The sequence below is a fragment of the Streptomyces anulatus genome (assembly GCF_000721175.1).
Lineage (GTDB): Bacteria > Actinomycetota > Actinomycetes > Streptomycetales > Streptomycetaceae > Streptomyces > Streptomyces anulatus_C.
This window is the reverse complement of the sequence record NZ_JOEZ01000012.1, coordinates 130,251-148,331: the sequence shown is the minus strand read 5'-3', so window position 1 is coordinate 148,331 and position 18,081 is coordinate 130,251. Positions and strand designations below refer to the sequence as shown.

The following is an 18,081-nucleotide window of genomic DNA, read 5'->3' as shown; positions in this document are numbered from 1 at the left end:
TACGCGAGTTGGACTGATGATCCCCACGAAAACTGCCCGGCGTGCCGCCGCCGTACTGGTCGTGCCCGCTCTGCTGATCACCGCCGCCTGCGGTTCCGATTCCAAGGACGATGCCGCACCGAAGAAGTCGGGGCCCGTCGCCGAGGTGTCCGGGAAGTTCGGTGCCGAGCCCAAGATCGAGATCGCCAAGGACGCCAAGGTGGCCGACGAGGTCGTGGCGAGCGACGTCTCGACCGGTGACGGCGCCGAGGTGAAGAAGGGCGACATCGTCCGCCTGGACTTCGCCGGCAACATCGAGGCGCTCGGCTCCACGTGGGCCAAGCGACAGGGCGCCGACCCGAAGGCCCCACGCACCCAGGTCGTGCAGGAGGTCGGTCAGCAGGGACAGATGCTGCCGACGAAGGTCGCGGACGCGCTGACCGGCCGCAAGGTCGGCAGCCGGGTCCAGGTCGAGGGCACCGCCGAGGCGATCGTGGGCGAGCAGCTGAACCCGCAGTCCGGGATCAAGCCCACCGACCCGCTGGTCTGGGTCGTCGACATCGTCAACGCCAAGAAGGTCGACAAGAAGGGCGAGGCCAAGGGCGCCCAGGCCGCGAGTGAGGCCGGGATGCCCGAGGTGAAGGCCGCCTCGCAGAAGGCCGCGACGATCACCATTCCCAAGGGTGAGAAGGCCCCGAAGGACCTGCAGGAGCAGGTGCTGATCAAGGGCGACGGCGCCGCGGTCAAGGCGGGTGAGGGCCTGGTCGTCCAGTACACCGGTGTGAAGTGGGAGGACGGCGAGAAGTTCGACTCCTCCTGGGACCACGGTGGCGCGAGCGCCTTCCCGATCGGCGTCGGCGGTGTCATCTCCGGCTGGGACAAGGGGCTGGTCGGCAAGCACGTCGGCGACCGCGTCCTGCTGACCATCCCGCCCAACCAGGCCTACGGCGCCGACCCCTCGAGCCAGCTGGCCAAGAACAACCTGGTCTTCGTCGTCGACATCCTCGGTACTGTCTGAGCGACGGGGTGACCCGTGCGAAACTTGTGGGGTTTTTCCCCAAGATTCTTTTAGGAGCAGTTCAGTGAGCATCGAGAAGCCCGAGGTCGACTTCCCGGGTGGCGAGCCGCCGGCCGATCTGGAGATCAAGGACATCTGGGAGGGCGACGGCGAGGTCGCCCAGGCCGGCCAGAACGTCTCCGTCCACTACGTGGGCGTCTCCTTCTCCACGGGCGAGGAGTTCGACAGCTCCTGGAACCGCGGCACCCCGCTGCAGTTCCAGCTCGGCGCCGGCCAGGTCATCTCCGGCTGGGACAAGGGCGTGCAGGGCATGAAGGTCGGCGGCCGTCGCCAGCTGACCATCCCCGCTCACCTCGCCTACGGCGACCGCGGCGCCGGCGGCAAGATCGCCCCCGGCGAGACGCTGATCTTCGTCTGCGACCTCGTCGCGGTCTGATCCGTTCCGGTTGCGCGAACGAGGGCCCCCGCCACACGGCGGGGGCCCTCACCTCTCTCCTGCGGGGCTCTCCACCACGCTCCGGTCCCGCGGGCCCGGCTTTGGTCCCCACACCCCGGGGCGGTACGGTCGACGGTCGTAGAGCAACAAGAGAAAGGGCGTCGATGGCGATTGCCAAGGCCGAGCGGTTGATGAACCTCGCGCTGTGCCTGCTGGGGACCCGGCGCCCGCTCAGCAAGCGCGAACTCCGCGGGTCCATCGAGGCCTACCTCGAAGCGGGCTCCGACGACTCCTTCAACCGGATGTTCGAGCGCGACAAGGACGATCTGCGCGAGCTCGGCCTCGTCATCGAGACCGTCGAGAACCTCGACGGCGACACCGGATACCTGGCCCGCCGCGACAGCAACCGGCTGCCCCCCATCACCCTGGACGCCGAGGAGGCCGCCGCCCTCGGCCTCGCCGCCAAGGTCTGGCAGCAGGCCCGCCTCGCCGGAGCCGCCAGCGGCGCCCTGCAGAAGCTGCGGGCCGCCGGAATGCCCGAGGCCGAGGACGCCTACGAGGTCCACAGCGCCCTCGAACCTCGCATCCCCGTCCACGAGGCCGCCTTCGAGCCGCTCATGCTGGCCTGTCGCGACCGACGCCCCGTCACCTTCGACTACCGCAAGGCCAACTCCGCCCGCGCCGAGCAGCGCCAGGTCGAACCCTGGACCCTCGAATGCTGGCGCGGCCACTGGTATCTGGCCGGCTGGGACCGTGAGCGGGGCGCCGAGCGCGTCTTCCGGCTCTCCCGCATCACCGGCAAGGTCCGCTCCCGCGCCGGGGCCTTCAGCGCCGAGGTGCCCGACGTGGTCACCGTCCGCGAGACCGTCGAGAGCTGGGCCGGCGAGACCGCGACCCGTACCGCCCGAATCAGGCTCCGCGCCGGAGCCGGCTACCCGCTGCGGTCGCGCGCGACCGCCGTGCGGGAACGCGGCGACGGCTGGGACGAGCTGGAGATCCCGTACGGACACGGCCTCGACGCCTGGCTCGTCGAGTTCGGCCCGGACGTCGTCGTGGAGGAACCCGCCGATCTGCGGGCCGATGTGGTGGACCGGCTCCGCGCCGTGGCCAAGGACTAGGGGGTGTCTTGCCGATCATGCCGGGCTCGCGTGCCCTGGTGCCGCGCTTCGCGGCGTTGTCGTCACTCGCCATGGCTCCGCCATGACTCCCTCCTCCGCCTTGCGATGCACGGCACCAGACCCCGCTCCCTGATCCGGCCCGATCGGCAAGACACCCCCTAGAGGTACGGAAACGATGGCCACGAACGCGATCGACCAGACCCGCCGGATGCTGTCCCTCGTGACGTATCTGCGGGAGCGCCCCGGCGCCCACGTCCAGGACGTGGCACGGGCCTTCGGGATCACCGAGGACGAGCTGATCTCGGACCTCGACGTCCTGCCCATGTGCGGCACCAGCTTCCGCGGCGGCGACCTCCTCGACATCGACACCGACGGCGACCGCATCTGGTGGCACAACCCGGACGACGTCGCCGAGCCGCTCCGTCTCGCCGCCGACGAGGCCACCGCGCTGCTCGTCGCCGCCCGCGCCGTCGCCACCCTGCCCGGCCTGCGCGAGAGCGACCGGCTCGCCCTCGTCCGCGCGACCGCCAAGCTGGAGACGGCCGCCGGCGAGTCCGGGGCGGCCAGCTCCCGGCTCTCGGTGACCTTCGAGGCCGAGGGCGGTGTCTTCGCCGACGTCGACCGGGCCATCTCCGAGCGCCGCCGGCTCTGGCTGCGCTACTACTCACCGGCCCGCGACGAACTCACCGAGCGCGAGGTCGACCCGATCCGGCTCTTCGCCGTCGGACACACCTACATGGAAGGCTGGTGCCGGCTCTCCGAGGCCCGCCGGACCTTCCGGCTGGACCGCGTCGCCGAGATCCGCCTCCTCGACGCCCCCGCCGCCCCGCCCGAGCTGGAGCTGCGCGATCTGTCCGCGGGACTGGTCCAGCCCGCCGCCGAGGACCCGGAAGTCGTGATCGAGGTCGGCACCGGCGGCCGCTGGGTCGCCGAGTACTACCCGCACGACTCCGCCGAGGAACTCCCCGACGGCGGCCTGCGGATCACCCTGCGCACCCCGGACCCGGCCTCGCTGCGCCGGCTCGCCCTGCGCCTCGGCGGCGACGGCCGCATCGTCACCCCGCCGGAGCTCGCGGACAGCGCCCGCGCGGCTGCCCGCGAGGCGCTCGCCGCCTACGAGGACGCGGTCTGAGACCCGGGAAGGGGAGAACACGATGAACCGGACGTCCCTGTTTCCGGCCGCCGCCACCGGGGTCCGCCCGGCGCCCCTGCCCGGCACCGGTCCCGTCACCGTGCCGGTACCCGCCGCCGTACGCTTCCGGGCCGCCTGCCCCGACTGCCGCGGGCGCTTCGAGCTGGCCGCCGCGGCACTGCGCCTGGCGATCGGCGCCACCAGCCGCACCACCTTCTACACCTTCACCTGCCCCGAGTGCGGCGCCTCGGTCCGCAAGCCCGCCGGGGAGCGCGTCATCGAACTGCTCACCGGCGGCGGTGTAAGGACACTGCGCCTGCACACCGCCCCGACCACAGCACCCGTAGGAAGCCCGTAGGAAGAGGCACCGCCGTATGTTCTGGCCCATGCTCGCCATCGCCCTCGGATTCCTGGGCATCGCCGTACTCGGCGTGCTCGGCATCAAGGTGTTCGTCGAGGCCCAGCGTCTCGGCCGGCAGGTCACGGTCACCACCGAGCGGATCAACCAGGCGTCGGAGGACCTGGAACGGGCGGCGACCCGCCTCGCGGCCACCGGTGACGGCCTGCGATAACGCTCCCGGGGCCTGATGTCCGCCCGCACCGGGGGGTACGCTGCATGGGTCGGCCCAGGCAGGGAGGTGCGGGCCGCAAGCCGGAGTACGCACGGGCATTGCCTCGCGTTTACTCCTGCGGGTTACGATCGCTGCCAAGCGCAACGATCGGACGTATGCCCGGTCGAACGGGTCGCGAGCCCACCCTCCAGCCGCCTCAGTGAGAAGGAAGTCGCACATGATCGGCAATCTGAAGCCCCTCGAGATCGTTCTGATCATCGCTGTCATCCTGCTGCTCTTCGGTGCCAAGAAGCTTCCCGACATGGCGCGCTCGCTCGGCAAGTCGGCCCGCATCCTCAAGAGCGAGGCCAAGGCGATGAAGAAGGACGACGCGGCGAACGCGACGCCCACGACGGAGACCGTCGAGGACTCGACGCCCCCGCAGTCCACCACCGCGCGCACCATTCAGGCCGCCCCGGGAGACGTCACCAGCTCCCGCCCGGTCAGCGAGGCCAAGCCCACCACACAGAGCTGACAGCTGACGCGCTCCGCCGACAGCCGCCGCACGAGACGAGGGAAGTGGGTTGCTCAAGTCTGCCCGCAAGCAGGAGAAGGACGACGAGGGGCGGATGCCTCTCCTCGATCACCTGCGTGAGCTGCGAAACCGGCTGCTGAAGGCCGTGCTGGCGATCGTCGTGGTGACGATCGTGGCAGCGTTCTTCCAGAAGGAGATCTACGACTTCCTTCTGCGCCCCCTTCTCGAATCGGTCGGGTGCAAGGACGGCGTGGTCATCGCCGTCAACGGCAAGCCCTGCGCACTGCTGAAGACCAACACCCTGCTGGCGCCGTTCACCAACGCCCTCAAGGTCGCGCTGATGTCCGGTGTGCTGCTCGCCACCCCGGTCTGGCTGTACCAGCTGTGGGCCTTCGTGGCCCCCGGGCTGCACAAGGGCGAGAAGCGCTACGCCTACGCCTTCGCCATCGTGGGTGCGCCCCTCTTCCTCTCCGGCGGCTACCTCGCGTACGCGATCCTGCCGCAGACCGCCGAGATCATGCTCGGGTTCAGCCCCGACAACGTGCAGAACCAGATCGAGCTCGACAGCTATCTGGATCTGCTGGTCCGCATGGTGATCGTCTTCGGCATCGCCTTCGAGCTGCCGCTGCTCCTCATCGCGCTGAACATGACCGGTGTCGTCTCCGGCAAGCGGATGCTCGGCTGGTGGCGCGGGATGATCGTGGGCCTCACCGCTTTCGCAGCCATCGCGACCCCCGGCGGCGAACCGGTTTCCATGCTGCTCCTCGCCGGCCCGCTCGCGGTCCTCTACTTCATCGCCGTCGGCTTCTCCCTGCTGAACGACAAGCGCCGCAACCGGCGCAACCCCGACGCCGACCTCAGCGACGACGAGGCCTCGGATCTCGATCTGACGCCCGAGCCCGTCGGAAGCGTGGAGCACGTCTCCGGCTCCCGGCCCGCACTTCCGGGGCAGGCGTCCGGCGAGGCGGACGGTCCCGGATCGCACCGGGTGAACGGTTACGACGACGTCACCTGACCTTGTAGGGTCCGGCGGGTGACCAGCGAGATCACTCTCTTCGTCAATCCCACCGCAGGACGCGGCCGGGGCGCGCACGCCGCGCAGCCGGCCGCTTCCGCGTTGCGGGACGCCGGATTCTCCGTCCGTACGGTGCTGGGCGAGGATGCCGACGACGCGCTGCGCCGGGCCCGCGAGGCCGTCGCGGCGGGGACCGGGGCACTGATAGCCGTGGGCGGGGACGGGCTGACGTCCCTCGCCCTCCAGGCGGTCGCCGGGACCGCCACCCCGCTCGGGGTCGTCGCCGTCGGCACCGGCAACGACTTCGCCCGCGCGCTGGGCCTGCCGATCCGCGACCCGGCCGCCGCCGGACGGCTGGCCGCGCGGGCGCTCAAGGAGAGCGGCCACCGCGACGTCGACCTCGGACGGGTCGGGGACCGCTGGTTCGGCTCCGTCCTCGCCTCAGGGTTCGACTCCCGGGTCAACGACCGGGGCAACCGGATGCGCTTCGTCGGCGGCCGGTTCAAGTACGACCTCGCGATCCTCGCCGAACTGGCCGCCTTCCGGCCGATCCCGTACCGGATCCGGCTCGACGGGGGAGAGGTCCGCGAGGTCGACGCCACGCTCATCGCGGTGGGCAACGGAACCTCGTACGGCGGGGGCATGCGGATCTGCGCCGACGCCGAGATGGACGACGGGCTCCTCGATGTGACCGTGGTGGGGGAGTGCACCCGCACCACGCTCCTCAAGGTCTTCCCGAAGGTCTACAAGGGCACGCACCTGGGCCACCCCGCCGTCACCGTGCACCGGGTCTCCTCGATCGAGCTGGCGGCGGCCGGGGTCACGGCGTACGCGGACGGCGAACCGCTGGGCGCTCTGCCGCTCACCGCCACCTGTGTACCGGGTGCCGTGCGGGTGCTCACCGGGCGATGACGAGTCGCTGACCGGGCACTGACCGGGCGCCGACCGGGTGAGAGGCCACGGGCATTTAAAGATCGCGCTGAGTGTCAGAGGTGACGGGTAGGCTCGTACGCAAGATGACAGAGGACCTCTCACCAGCTGAGCGATACCAGGCATCCCGGGCCCGTGCGGCCGAGATGGCGACGGCCCTCGGGCCCTTCCGGGAGATGTACGAGTTCGGGCTGGACCCGTTCCAGATCGAGGCCTGCCAGGCCCTTGAGGCGGGCAAAGGGGTGCTGGTCGCGGCCCCCACCGGGTCGGGCAAGACGATCGTCGGCGAGTTCGCCGTGCACCTGGCCCTGGAGCAGGGCCGCAAGTGCTTCTACACCACACCGATCAAGGCGCTCTCCAACCAGAAGTTCGCCGATCTGGTCAAGCGGTACGGTGCGGACAAGGTCGGCCTGCTGACCGGCGACAACAGCGTCAACTCCGAGGCGCCGGTGGTCGTGATGACCACCGAGGTCCTGCGGAACATGCTGTACGCGGGCTCCCAGTCGCTGTCCGGCCTCGGCTATGTGGTCATGGACGAGGTGCATTACCTCTCCGACCGCTTCCGGGGCGCGGTGTGGGAGGAAGTGATCATCCACCTCCCGGAGTCGGTGACGCTGGTCTCCCTGTCGGCGACCGTCTCCAACGCGGAGGAGTTCGGCGACTGGCTGGACACCGTGCGCGGCGACACCGAAGTGATCGTCTCCGAGCACCGCCCGGTGCCGCTCTGGCAGCACGTGATGGCCGGGCGCAAGATGTACGACCTCTTCGAGGAGGCCACCGACCACGGTGGCCGCGGCGCCGGACGGCGTGAGGTCAACCCGGACCTGGTCCGGCTCGCCCGGCAGGAGAGCCAGAACACCTACAACCCGCGTGACCGCCGCCGCGGCAAGATGGTGCGCGAGGCCGACCGCGAGCGCGAGCGGCGCCAGCGCGGCCGGATCTGGACGCCCGGCAGACCCGAGGTCATCGACCGGCTGGACAACGAGGGCCTGCTGCCCGCCATCACCTTCATCTTCAGCAGGGCCGGCTGCGAGGCCGCCGTCCAGCAGTGCCTGTACGCCGGACTCCGGCTCAACGACGAGGACAAACGCCGGCTGGTCCGCGAGATCGTCGAGGAGCGGACCGCGTCCATCCCCGGCGAGGACCTGCACGTCCTGGGCTACTACGAGTGGCTCGAAGGCCTGGAGCGCGGCATCGCCGCGCACCACGCGGGCATGCTCCCGACCTTCAAGGAGGTCGTCGAGGAACTGTTCGTCCGTGGTCTGGTGAAGGCGGTCTTCGCCACCGAAACACTGGCACTCGGCATCAACATGCCCGCGCGTTCCGTGGTGCTGGAGAAGCTCGTCAAGTGGAACGGCGAGCAGCACGCCGACATCACCCCGGGCGAGTACACCCAGCTCACCGGCCGGGCCGGACGCCGCGGCATCGACGTCGAGGGCCATGCGGTGGTCCTTTGGCAGCGCGGCATGGACCCGACGGCGCTGGCCGGCCTCGCCGGGACGCGTACGTATCCGCTGCGCTCCAGCTTCCGCCCCTCGTACAACATGGCGGTCAACCTGGTGCAGCAGTTCGGGCGGCACCGCTCGCGGGAGCTGCTGGAGACCTCGTTCGCCCAGTTCCAGGCGGACAAGTCCGTCGTCGGGATTTCGCGGCAGGTGCAGCGGAACGAGGAGGGGCTGGAGGGCTACAAGGAGGGCATGACCTGCCATCTCGGCGACTTCGAGGAGTACGCGCGCCTGCGCCGCGACCTCAAGGACCGCGAGACGGAGCTGGCCAAGCAGGGTGCGGCGCAGCGGCGGGCGGCGGCGGCCTCCTCGCTGGAGAAGCTGAGGCCGGGGGATGTCATCCACGTGCCCACGGGGAAGTTCGCGGGGCTTGCCCTGGTGCTGGATCCCGGGCTGCCTGCCGGACGGGCCAACGGGCACCGCGGGTTCGACCACCACGACGGGCCCCGCCCGCTGGTGCTGACGGCCGAGCGGCAGGTCAAGCGGCTGGCCTCGATGGACTTCCCGGTGCCCGTGGAGGCGCTGGACCGGATGCGGGTCCCGAAGTCGTTCAACCCGCGCTCGCCGCAGTCCCGGCGCGATCTGGCCTCCGCGCTGCGGACCAAGGCCGGGCACATCGTGCCCGACCGGCACCGCAAGGGGCGGGCGCCGGCCGCCGACGACCGCGAGATCGCCCGGCTGCGGACCGAGCTGCGCGCCCACCCGTGCCACGGGTGCGACGAGCGGGAGGACCACGCGCGGTGGGCCGAGCGCTACCACCGGCTGCAGCGGGACACCCGGCAGCTGGAGAAGCGGATCGAGGGGCGGACGAACACGATCGCCCGGACCTTCGACCGGATCGTCGCGCTCCTCACCGAGCTGGACTACCTCCGGGGCAACGAGGTCACCGCGAACGGGCGTCGGCTGGCCCGGTTGTACGGGGAGCTGGACCTGCTCGCCAGCGAGTGCCTGCGCGAAGGGGTGTGGGAGGGGCTCAACCCCGCCGAACTCGCCGCGTGCGTCTCGGCGCTGGTGTACGAGGCGCGGCAGGCCGATGACGCGGTCGCGCCGAAGCTGCCGTCCGGACCGGCCAAGGTCGCCATGGGCGAGATGGTGCGGATCTGGGGGCGGCTGGATGCCCTGGAGGAGGACTTCAAGATCAACCAGACGGAGGGGGTGGGGCAGCGCGAGCCCGATCTCGGCTTCGCCTGGGCGGTCTACATGTGGGCCTCCGGCCGGACGCTGGACGAGGTGCTGCGCGAGGCGGAGATGCCGGCGGGGGACTTCGTACGGTGGTGCAAGCAGGTGATCGACGTGCTGGGGCAGGTGGCTGCGGCGGCTCCTCGCGATGGTGGGGCGAGGGCTTCCAGCGTGGCGAAGAACGCGCGTAAGGCGGTCGATGCGGTGTTGCGGGGGGTCGTGGCGTACAGCTCGGTCGGGTGACGGGCGGTGGGCCGTGGTGTCGGGTGACCGGGCGGTGGTCGGGCGGGGCCTGCCGCCTGCGGCGGGCTTGCTCCCCTGCCCACCCCCCCGGAAGCGGCGCTCCGCCCCGGACCCCGCTCAGAAGACGCCCCTTCCCGAAACGCTACTCCGCCCCGGACTCCGTTCCTCGAACGCGGAGGGGCTGGAGCGGGGCGGAGCTTGTCGGGGTGACGGCGTGCGTCGTGGTCAGGTGCTTCGGCTCTTGGCCGCGGCTCCCGCGAAGACGAGGCCCAGCAGGACCGCCAGTCCGCCGACGACGATGTTGCTGATCACGATCCCGGTGTCGGGACTGCTGCCCACCACCCAGCTCGACACGATGATCCACGCACCGATCGCGCAGAGCGCCCAGCTCAGGCCGGCCATGCGCTCGGGCATCACGGTGAAGCCGAGGGCCAGTACGGCGATGGCGATACCCAGCACCAGGTTGTGCGTCACCAGGGCCGGCTGGCTGGCCGTGAAGTCGAGCACCCACGGGGAAACGGCGCAGTAGAGACCGACGAGGAACACCGGCGCGTCCACCAGTGCCACATCACGACCGCCCATCACGCGGTCGTACCGCGCACGCATTTCGGAGGCATCGGGGTGGCCCGATATGTCGCTCCTCGGGTGTGAGACGTTGCTCATGAGATTTCGTCTCCTTCGTATCCGCAGGCCCCACCGCCGTGCGGATGGATGCGGCGGGCGCCCTCACCTCCATAGTGCCCTTATCTGGTGCTTATGTGCATATTTAGGGCGATATCACTGGGCGGGATTCTCAGGTGGCCCGGGGACCCTCGGTGTCCAGCCGGGCGGCGAGGGTGAGGAGGTCCGCCGTGGCCAGGCGACGGTCCCCGTAGCCGGGCAGCGGCACGTGCAGGGGATCGGTCCAGCGGTCCGGGACCGCGCCGATGCCGTACACCGCTCCCGCCAGACCGCCCGTCACGGCCGCCACCGTGTCGGTGTCGCCGCCCACGTCGACGGCGGACGCCAGGGCCCGCTCGAAGGTGCCCGTCGTGCGCAGCGCCCAGAGCGCGGTGCCCAGGCAGGGCCACACCGCACCGTTGAACTCGGTCGCCAGGCCGGGGTGCCAGTCGGGTGCCAGCACCGTCGCCCAGCGGGCCCGGTGATCGGCGTGCACCTCGGCCAGTGCCCCGGGGACGGCGGCGAGCGGATCGTCGCCCGTCAGTGCCACCCGGACCAGCTCGTGGAAGACGGCGGTCCCTTCCCAGGCCGCCCGGTCGCCGTGGGTCAGCGCCGCGATCCGGCGGGCCGCCGCCATCGTCGCCGGGCGCCCGGCGTGCGCGAAGTACACCGCCGGCGTTGTCGCACGCATCAGTGAACCGTTGCCCGCGGCCCGCCCGTTGAGCTGGAAGTGCAGCGCCGCCGCCAGGTCCCACGGCTCCCCGTTGGTCAGCACGTCCTCGGTCTGCAGGCCGATGTCCTTCGGTCCGCCCGCAGCCCACCGCCGGAACCGGTCGAACACGTCCGGCAGGTCCAGGCCGCCGTGTTCCAGCAGCGACTCCCCGACCAGCACGGCCATCTGCGTGTCGTCCGTAGCCTCTCCCGGATCCCAGCCGCCGCCTCCGCACAGCGTCCCGACGCCGTCCGGGAAGCGGGCGGAGAACACCCCGGCGGGGCCGAACTCCCCCCCCCCCCCCCCCCCCCCGCCTCCGTGGGGGACCAGGGGGGTTACTTCGGGGGCATCAGGACCGTGTCGACGATGTAGACCGTCGCGTTGGCGGTCGGGACGTTGCCGCAGACGACCTTCGAGGAGTCGTTCACGGTGTACTCGGAGCCCGAGCCGGCCGTCGTCAGCGTGCTCTTCTCCAGGGTGTCGAAGGAGCCCTTCTCCAGCTGCTGCGGCGTCAGCTTCTCGCCCACCACGTGGTAGGTGAGGACCTTGGTGAGCTCGGCCTTGTTCGCCAGCAGCGCGTCCAGGTCGGCCTTCGGGATCTTCGCGAAGGCGTCGTTGGTCGGGGCGAACACCGTGATGTTCTCGGCGTTGTTGAGCGTGTCGACCAGGCCGGCCTGCTTCACGGCGGCCACCAGCGTCGACAGCTCCTCGTTGTTCGAGGCCGCCGTGGCGACCGGGTCCTTCGCCATGCCGTCGAACGAGCCCGCGCCTTCCTTCGGCACCGACGAACAGGCCGGGCCGAACGGCTCGTTTGTGGTCATCGAGTCATCGGCCGAAGGGCTCGCCGGCGCGGACGCGCTGGGCGTCGAGCCTGCCGCCGAGTCCTTGGAGGAATCGTCCGACGAGCAGGCGGTCAGCGTCAGCGGCAGCACGGCTGCTGCGGACACGGCGACGGCCGCGCGGCGGAAGAGGAGCGTGTTCATGGCGTTTCTCCTGAATCGAAGGTGTGGTGCGAAGAGCTGAGTGGGGGTGAGAGATGGGAGGGTGGTGCCGACCGCCGTTCGGTCGGCGCCGCGCGGTCCGTCTCCCCAGCCGCGGGAGACGGACCCGGCGCCGGGACGAGCCGTCCGACCAGGAGGGACCGCACTCCTGCGGCTCCTGCGGCACCACGGCCGGCGGCGGTGAACCGCCCGGACGGCTCCCCGGCCGTCCCGGCGGTGTCACGCCCCCGGCCGCACCGCGGACCGGAACCACCGACGGGCCCACCGCCCCGCCCCGGACGCCGCGGGGACCGGCGCCGGCCGGATCCGTACGGCGTACCGGGGCGACGCGGCGGCGCACCGCGCATCCGGCGGCCGGGCCGCCGGGCGCGGCGGCCAGGGCACGCGCCGAGCGGGACCGCCGGGGCCGGAGTGCCCCGTCCCTCCGCGCGTTGTTCCGGTCTGCTCTCACACAGGGGGGTTCGGCGCCGGTCGGCCGGCGGATTGGTCCCGGTCCCCTATTCACCCGATCGGAGCAGAGTCGGCCACCGACCAATCCTTCCGGGCACCGGCCACGAATGGAGGGTGAGGAGCACTCCAGCAGTGCTCCGAACCGCGTTGAGGGACCGGAGGGAGCCGGAATGGCAGGGGAACGGCGGCGGACGGCCGTGGTGGGAGCCGGAGTGGCGGGGCTGACCGCCGCCCACGTTCTCCGGGACGCCCACGAGGTGACGCTGTACGAAGCGGACGACCGTGTCGGGGGCCACGCCCACACACACGATCTGGACGCTTCCGACGGCCGGGTGCACCGCGTCGACTCGGGGTTCATCGTGCACAACCGGCGGACCTACCCCCGTCTGCTGCGGCTCTTCGACGAACTCGGCGTCGCCACGCAGGAGTCCGAGATGTCGATGTCCGTACGCTGCGAGGGCTGCGGTCTGGAGTACGCCGGGGCGCGTGGTCCCGTCGGGCTCTTCGCGCAGCCGGGCTCCGCCGTGCGCGGACGTTATCTGCGGATGCTCGCCGAGGTGCCGCGGTTCCACCGCGCCGCACGGGCCCTGCTGGCGCTGCCGGAAAGTGCCGGGAGCGACATGACGCTGGGGGAGTTCGCCCGGCGCGGGCGCTTCTCGCCGTACTTCCACGCCCACTTCCTCACCCCCATGGTCTCCGCCGTCTGGTCCTGCGACCCGGTCACCGCCCTGCGCTACCCGGCCCGTTACCTCTTCCGCTTCCTCGCCCACCACGGCATGCTCGCCATCGGCGGCTCCCCGGTCTGGCGCACCGTCACCGGCGGGTCACGCAGTTACGTCGACCGTGTCGTCAAGCAGCTCGCCGCCGTGCACACCTCGACCCCGGTGCGCGCGATCACCCGGCACGCGGACGGCGTCGAGGTCACCACCGAGGACGGCACGACCACCCCGTACGACTCCGTCGTCATCGCCACCCACCCCGACCAGGCGCTGCGGCTGCTCACCGACCCGACCGACGCCGAGCGCGGCACGCTCGGCGCGTTCCGGTACTCCCGCAACCCGACCCTGCTGCACACGGACACCGCCCTGCTGCCGCGAGCCCGGGGGGCCAAGGCCTCCTGGAACTACCTGATGCCCTCCTGTGCCGCCGACGCCGACCGGGTGACCGTCAGCTACGACATGAACCGGCTCCAGCGGCTCGACGCGCCCGAGACCTTCGTGGTCACGCTGAACGGATCCGACCGGGTCGACCCCGACTCCGTGCGCGCCCGCATGGTCTACGAGCACCCGGTCTGCACGCCTGAGTCCGTCGCCGCGCAGGCCCGGCTGCCCGCCCTGTCCGGCCCCGTCACCGCCTACGCGGGGGCGTACCACGGCTGGGGGTTCCACGAGGACGGCTGCCGTTCGGGGGCGGAGGCCGCCGCCGCCCTCGGGGTGGCCTGGTGAACGCCCTCTATCCGTGCACCATCACGCACGTACGGAACCGGCCGACGACGTACGCGTTCCGGCACCGTACGTATCTGTGGCTGATCGACCCCGACCGGCCGCCCCGGCTGCCGCGCGCCCTGCGGCCGCTGGCCCGGTTCGACGCCCGCGACCACTTCGGCGGTACCGCGCCCACCATCCGGGCCGGGCTGGAGCGCTTCCTGCGGGCGCGGGGGGTGGAGCTCGGCGACGGGACCGTCACCATGCTCACCCAGGCCCGGGTGTTCGGGTACGTCTTCAACCCGATCACCGTCTACTGGTGCCACCGCGCCGACGGCAGCCCCCTCTGCGTCGTCGCCGAGGTGCACAACACGTACGGCGGCCGCCACGGCTATCTGCTGCGTCCCGACGGGGACCACCGGGCCGTGACCGGCAAGGAGTTCTACGTCTCGCCGTTCTTCCCCGTGGACGGCGGCTACCGGATGCGGCTGCCCGAGCCCGGGCCCCGTCTCGACCTGAGTGTCCATCTGGAGCGTGAGGGGAACCGCCCGTTCACCGCGACCGTACGCGGGGGCCGCCGACCGGCCACACCGCGCGAACTGGTGCGCCTGGCCCTGCGCCACCCCCTCTCCACCGTCCTCGTCTCCGCCGCGATCCGCCTGCACGGCATCCGGCTCCACCTGCGCGGACTCCCCGTGCGGCCCCGTCCCCCTCACTGCCCACAGGAAGGCATGCAGTGACCGTTCCCACCTCTGCGCCGCCGGCTGAACACACCCCCGGGACCGACCCGGAACGCTGGCCCGACATCGTCGCGCTGCCCCGGGCCTCCCGCCCCCGGACCGCCGTCGCCGAACGCATCGTCCGCCACGCGCTCGCCCGGCTCCCCCTGCGTGTCCGGCTCGCGGGCAGGGACGACATCGGCCTCGGCGGGCCGCTCATGGACATCCACGACCCCGACGCCTTCTTCCGGCGGATCGGCGCGAGCGGACTCATCGGCTTCGGCGAGTCCTACATGGCGGGGGAGTGGGACGCGCCGGAACTGGTCGGCGTGCTGACCGTGCTCGCCGACAACGCCGCCGACCTCGTCCCCCGGCCGCTGCAACGCCTGCGCGGCATCTGGGCGTTGCGCAGGCCCGCCGCGCAGATGAACACCCCCGAAGGCTCCCGGGACAACATCAGCCACCACTACGACCTGTCCAACGAGCTCTTCGCCCTCTTCCTCGACGAGACGCTCTCCTACTCCTCCGCCGTCTTCCGCGGCTTCCCCGCCGAGCACGCCCTGCTGCCCGCCGCCCAGCACCGCAAGATCGACCGGCTGCTGGACGCCGCCGGGGTCACCGAGGGCACCCGCCTCCTGGAGATCGGCACCGGCTGGGGCGAACTGGCCATCCGCGCGGCCGCCCGCGGCGCCCGGGTCGTCACCGTCACCCTCTCCGCGGAACAGCGTGAACTGGCCCGCACCCGCATCCGCCAGGCCGGGTACGAGGACCGCGTCGAGGTACGGCTGAGCGACTACCGCCACGTCACCGGCGAGTACGACGCCATCGTCAGCGTCGAGATGGTCGAGGCGGTCGGCGAGGAGTTCTGGCCGGTCTACTTCGGAACCCTGGACCGGCTGCTCGCCCCCGGCGGCCTGATCGCCCTCCAGGCCATCACGATGCCCGACGACCGGCTGCGCGCCAGCCGCTCCACGTACACCTGGATCCAGAAGTACATCTTCCCCGGCGGACTGCTGCCCTCCACCGAGGCCGTGGAGCGGATCACCACCGGCCACACCCGATTGCGCACCACCCAGCGCATCCGCTTCGGCGCGCACTACGCCGAGACGCTCCGGCTGTGGCGGGAGCGGTTCACCGAACGGGCCGCCGAGGTCGACGCCCTCGGCTTCGACGCCGTCTTCCGCCGGATGTGGACCTTCTATCTCGCCTACTCCGAAGCGGGCTTCCGCTCCGGCTATCTGGACGTGCAGCAACTGCTGCTGACCCGTGAGGAGACCGCGTGACCACCGCCGCCACCAGGCCCCCCGCCCGGCGCCGTACTCCGACCGGGGCCGCCCAGCGCGTCGAACCGCTGATCGAGCGGTTCCTCGGGGGTGCACTGCCGGTCCGGGTACGGATGTGGGACGGCAGCGAGACCGGACCCCACGACGCCCCCACCGTCCATGTGCGGACCCGCAGAGCGCTGCGCCGCCTGCTGTGGGAGCCGGGCGAACTCGGCCTCGCCGAGGCCTACATCACCGGCGACATCGACCTCGACGCCGACCTCGGCGACGGTCTGCGGGCCATGCGCCGCGCCGTGCGCGAACGCGGCCTCACCGCGCCCGCGCCCGCCCTCGGCGACCGCGTCAAGGCGGCGGGCCTCGCTCTGCGCCTCGGTGCGGCCGGCCCCCGCCCGCCGGTCCCCGCCGCCCGCGCCGGCCTGCGCGGGGCCCTGCACAGCAAGGCGCGCGACCGGGCGGCGATCAGCCACCACTACGACCTGTCCAACGACTTCTACGCGCTGCTCCTCGACGAGACGATGGCGTACTCCTGCGGCTACTGGACCAGCGACGCACCCGGCTACGGCCCGGCCGACGCCCAGCGCGACAAGCTGGAACTGATCTGCCGCAAGCTCGGACTGCGGCCCGGCGCACGGCTGCTGGACATCGGCTGCGGCTGGGGTTCGCTCACCCTGTACGCGGCCGAGCGCCACGGCGTCCAGGTCACCGCCGTCACCCTCGCCGCCGAACAGGCCGCGTACGTACGGGAGCAGGTCACGACACGCGGGCTCGACGATCTCGTCGAGGTGCGACACATCGACTACCGGGACATCGCGGAACGCCCCGGGACCCGGGGCGCGTACGACGCGGTGTCCACCATCGAGATGGGCGAGCACGTCGGCGACGCCGAGTATCCGGCGTTCACCGCGATCCTGCACGACGTGCTCCGGCCGCGGGGCCGGGCCATGGTCCAGCAGATGTCCCGGGGGACGACCGCGCCCGGCGGCGGCGCGTTCATCGAGTCGTACATCGCCCCCGACATGCACATGCGGCCGCTCGGCGACACGGTCGCCCTGCTGGAGGGGGCCGGGCTGGAGGTGCGTGACGTCGAGTCCCTGCGCGAGCACTACGTCCTGACGGTGGAGGCCTGGCGGCGCACGCTGGAGGAGCACTGGGCGGAGTTCGTCGCCATGGCCGGGGAGGAGACCGCGCGGGTGTGGCGGCTCTACCTCGTCGGTGGCGCCCTCGCGTTCGAGGAGCGGCGGATGGGCGTCGACCAGATCCTCTCCGTACGGCCCGGCCCGGTCGGCTCCGCCGCGATGCCGGCCACCCGGAACGACTGGTACGCACCGGAGGAGGACCGGTGAGCGGCTTCGCCTGGCCGGCGTTCGCGAACGGGCTCGCGGGCGCGGCCGTCGCCGCCCTCGGCGTCATGCTCGTCACCTTCGCCGTCGCCCTGAACAAGGGCGTGCACCGGATCGTCGACATCGCCTGGGGCGTCGGGTTCGCCGCCGTGGCCCTGGTCTCCTACGGCCTCTCGGCGGGCGCGGGCGACGACGGCCGCCGGCTCCTGGTGACCGCGCTGACCGTGATCTGGGGGCTGCGCCTCGCCGTTCACATCGGGCGGCGCGGCCGGGGGCACGGCGAGGACCCGCGCTACGCGAAGATGCTGGCCAAGGCCCCCGGCAACCCGCACCTGTACGCCCTGCGCAAGGTGTACCTGCTCCAGGGCGCGCTGGTCTGGCTCGTCTCGCTCCCGGTGCAGGCCGCGCAGTACCTCACCGCGCCGCTGGCCTGGTGGGCCTGGGCGGGGGCGCTCCTGTGGGCGGTCGGCCTCGCCTTCGAGGCGATCGGCGACGCACAGCTGGCCCGGTTCAAGGCCGACCCCGCCAACCAGGGGAAGATCATGGACCGGGGGCTGTGGTCCTGGACCCGTCATCCGAACTACTTCGGCGACTTCTGCGTCTGGTGGGGCCTGTTCCTCTTCGTCTGTCAGGCCCCGGCCGCCGCTGCCGCCACCGTCGTCGCCCCGCTGGTGATGAGCTTCCTGCTGACCAAGGGCAGCGGCGCTGCCCTGCTGGAGCGTCATATGGCCGACCGGCCCGGGTTCGACGCGTACGTCGCGCGGACGAGCGGCTTCTTCCCCCGGCCGCCGCGCAGGAGCTGAGCACATCGACACGGGCCCGTTCCGCAGCCACGGGACGGGCCCTGCCGT

The 18,081-nt window shown here is 71.8% G+C and carries 18 protein-coding genes; 15 read left to right on the top strand and 3 right to left on the bottom strand.

From position 1 onward, the window contains the following. The first annotated feature begins 16 nt into the window (after positions 1–16). The 10 genes from IG90_RS0115270 (at position 17) to IG90_RS0115225 (ending at position 9,641) form a co-directional block, all read left to right on the top strand. Complete coding sequence (locus IG90_RS0115270; RefSeq protein WP_030583613.1) at positions 17–997, top strand: FKBP-type peptidyl-prolyl cis-trans isomerase; 981 nt, start codon at positions 17–19, stop codon at positions 995–997. Positions 998–1,061: 64 nt separating this feature from the next. Next, positions 1,062–1,433 carry an FKBP-type peptidyl-prolyl cis-trans isomerase gene (locus IG90_RS0115265; protein ID WP_030583611.1) on the top strand — a complete coding sequence of 124 codons (372 nt, stop codon included), beginning with the start codon at positions 1,062–1,064 and terminating at the stop codon, positions 1,431–1,433. Positions 1,434–1,597: 164 nt separating this feature from the next. After that, positions 1,598–2,551: a helix-turn-helix transcriptional regulator gene (locus IG90_RS0115260; RefSeq protein WP_030583608.1), complete on the top strand. Its 954-nt coding sequence runs from the start codon at positions 1,598–1,600 to the stop codon at positions 2,549–2,551. 175 nt (positions 2,552–2,726) lie between these two features. Beyond that, positions 2,727–3,683, top strand: coding sequence for a helix-turn-helix transcriptional regulator (locus IG90_RS0115255; protein WP_030583605.1), 957 nt, complete (start codon positions 2,727–2,729; stop codon positions 3,681–3,683). A 22-nt stretch (positions 3,684–3,705) separates the two neighbouring features. Continuing rightward, positions 3,706–4,041 (top strand): hypothetical protein, encoded by a 336-nt coding sequence (locus IG90_RS0115250; protein ID WP_206434066.1) that lies wholly within the window; start codon positions 3,706–3,708, stop codon positions 4,039–4,041. Positions 4,042–4,057: 16 nt separating this feature from the next. Continuing rightward, on the top strand, positions 4,058–4,255 hold the full coding sequence (locus IG90_RS0115245) for a hypothetical protein (RefSeq protein WP_030583599.1): 198 nt from the start codon (positions 4,058–4,060) through the stop codon (positions 4,253–4,255). 217 nt (positions 4,256–4,472) lie between these two features. Then, complete coding sequence (tatA, locus tag IG90_RS0115240) at positions 4,473–4,769, top strand: Sec-independent protein translocase subunit TatA (protein ID WP_030583596.1); 297 nt, start codon at positions 4,473–4,475, stop codon at positions 4,767–4,769. A 49-nt stretch (positions 4,770–4,818) separates the two neighbouring features. Then, positions 4,819–5,784 (top strand): twin-arginine translocase subunit TatC, encoded by a 966-nt coding sequence (gene tatC / locus IG90_RS0115235; RefSeq protein ID WP_030583593.1) that lies wholly within the window; start codon positions 4,819–4,821, stop codon positions 5,782–5,784. Between the two features lie 18 nt (positions 5,785–5,802). Continuing rightward, positions 5,803–6,696, top strand: a complete 894-nt coding sequence (locus IG90_RS0115230; RefSeq protein WP_030583590.1) for a diacylglycerol kinase — start codon at positions 5,803–5,805, stop codon at positions 6,694–6,696. Positions 6,697–6,800: 104 nt separating this feature from the next. Further along, positions 6,801–9,641, top strand: a complete 2,841-nt coding sequence (locus tag IG90_RS0115225) for a DEAD/DEAH box helicase (protein WP_030583587.1) — start codon at positions 6,801–6,803, stop codon at positions 9,639–9,641. 225 nt (positions 9,642–9,866) lie between these two features. On the opposite strand, the gene IG90_RS0115220 is transcribed toward IG90_RS0115225, so the two are convergent. From IG90_RS0115220 to IG90_RS0115210, 3 genes are all read right to left on the bottom strand, one after another. Further along, complete coding sequence (locus tag IG90_RS0115220; RefSeq protein ID WP_030583584.1) at positions 9,867–10,304, bottom strand: SPW repeat protein; 438 nt, start codon at positions 10,302–10,304, stop codon at positions 9,867–9,869. A gap of 130 nt (positions 10,305–10,434) precedes the next feature. Beyond that, a complete protein-coding gene (locus IG90_RS0115215) occupies positions 10,435–11,343 on the bottom strand; it encodes an ADP-ribosylglycohydrolase family protein (protein ID WP_030583581.1) in 909 nt (302 codons plus the stop codon). 5 nt (positions 11,344–11,348) lie between these two features. Then, on the bottom strand, positions 11,349–11,996 hold the full coding sequence (locus IG90_RS0115210) for a fasciclin domain-containing protein (RefSeq protein ID WP_030583578.1): 648 nt from the start codon (positions 11,994–11,996) through the stop codon (positions 11,349–11,351). A 638-nt stretch (positions 11,997–12,634) separates the two neighbouring features. Between IG90_RS0115210 and IG90_RS0115205 the strand changes: the two genes are divergently transcribed. The 5 genes from IG90_RS0115205 to IG90_RS0115185 are packed head-to-tail and all read left to right on the top strand — an operon-like array spanning position 12,635 to position 18,033. Then, positions 12,635–13,909: an NAD(P)/FAD-dependent oxidoreductase gene (locus IG90_RS0115205; protein ID WP_030583575.1), complete on the top strand. Its 1,275-nt coding sequence runs from the start codon at positions 12,635–12,637 to the stop codon at positions 13,907–13,909. Next, on the top strand, positions 13,903–14,628 hold the full coding sequence (locus IG90_RS0115200) for a DUF1365 domain-containing protein (protein WP_030583572.1): 726 nt from the start codon (positions 13,903–13,905) through the stop codon (positions 14,626–14,628). The genes IG90_RS0115205 and IG90_RS0115200 overlap by 7 nt, the downstream gene beginning before the upstream one ends. Beyond that, complete coding sequence (locus IG90_RS0115195; protein ID WP_030583568.1) at positions 14,625–15,890, top strand: SAM-dependent methyltransferase; 1,266 nt, start codon at positions 14,625–14,627, stop codon at positions 15,888–15,890. Before IG90_RS0115200 ends, IG90_RS0115195 begins: the two co-directional genes overlap by 4 nt. Continuing rightward, on the top strand, positions 15,887–17,233 hold the full coding sequence (locus IG90_RS0115190; RefSeq protein WP_030583564.1) for an SAM-dependent methyltransferase: 1,347 nt from the start codon (positions 15,887–15,889) through the stop codon (positions 17,231–17,233). The genes IG90_RS0115195 and IG90_RS0115190 overlap by 4 nt, the downstream gene beginning before the upstream one ends. Next, entirely contained in the window at positions 17,230–18,033 is an 804-nt protein-coding gene (locus IG90_RS0115185) for a DUF1295 domain-containing protein (RefSeq protein WP_030583559.1), read from the top strand. The genes IG90_RS0115190 and IG90_RS0115185 overlap by 4 nt, the downstream gene beginning before the upstream one ends. Positions 18,034–18,081 lie beyond the last annotated feature (48 nt).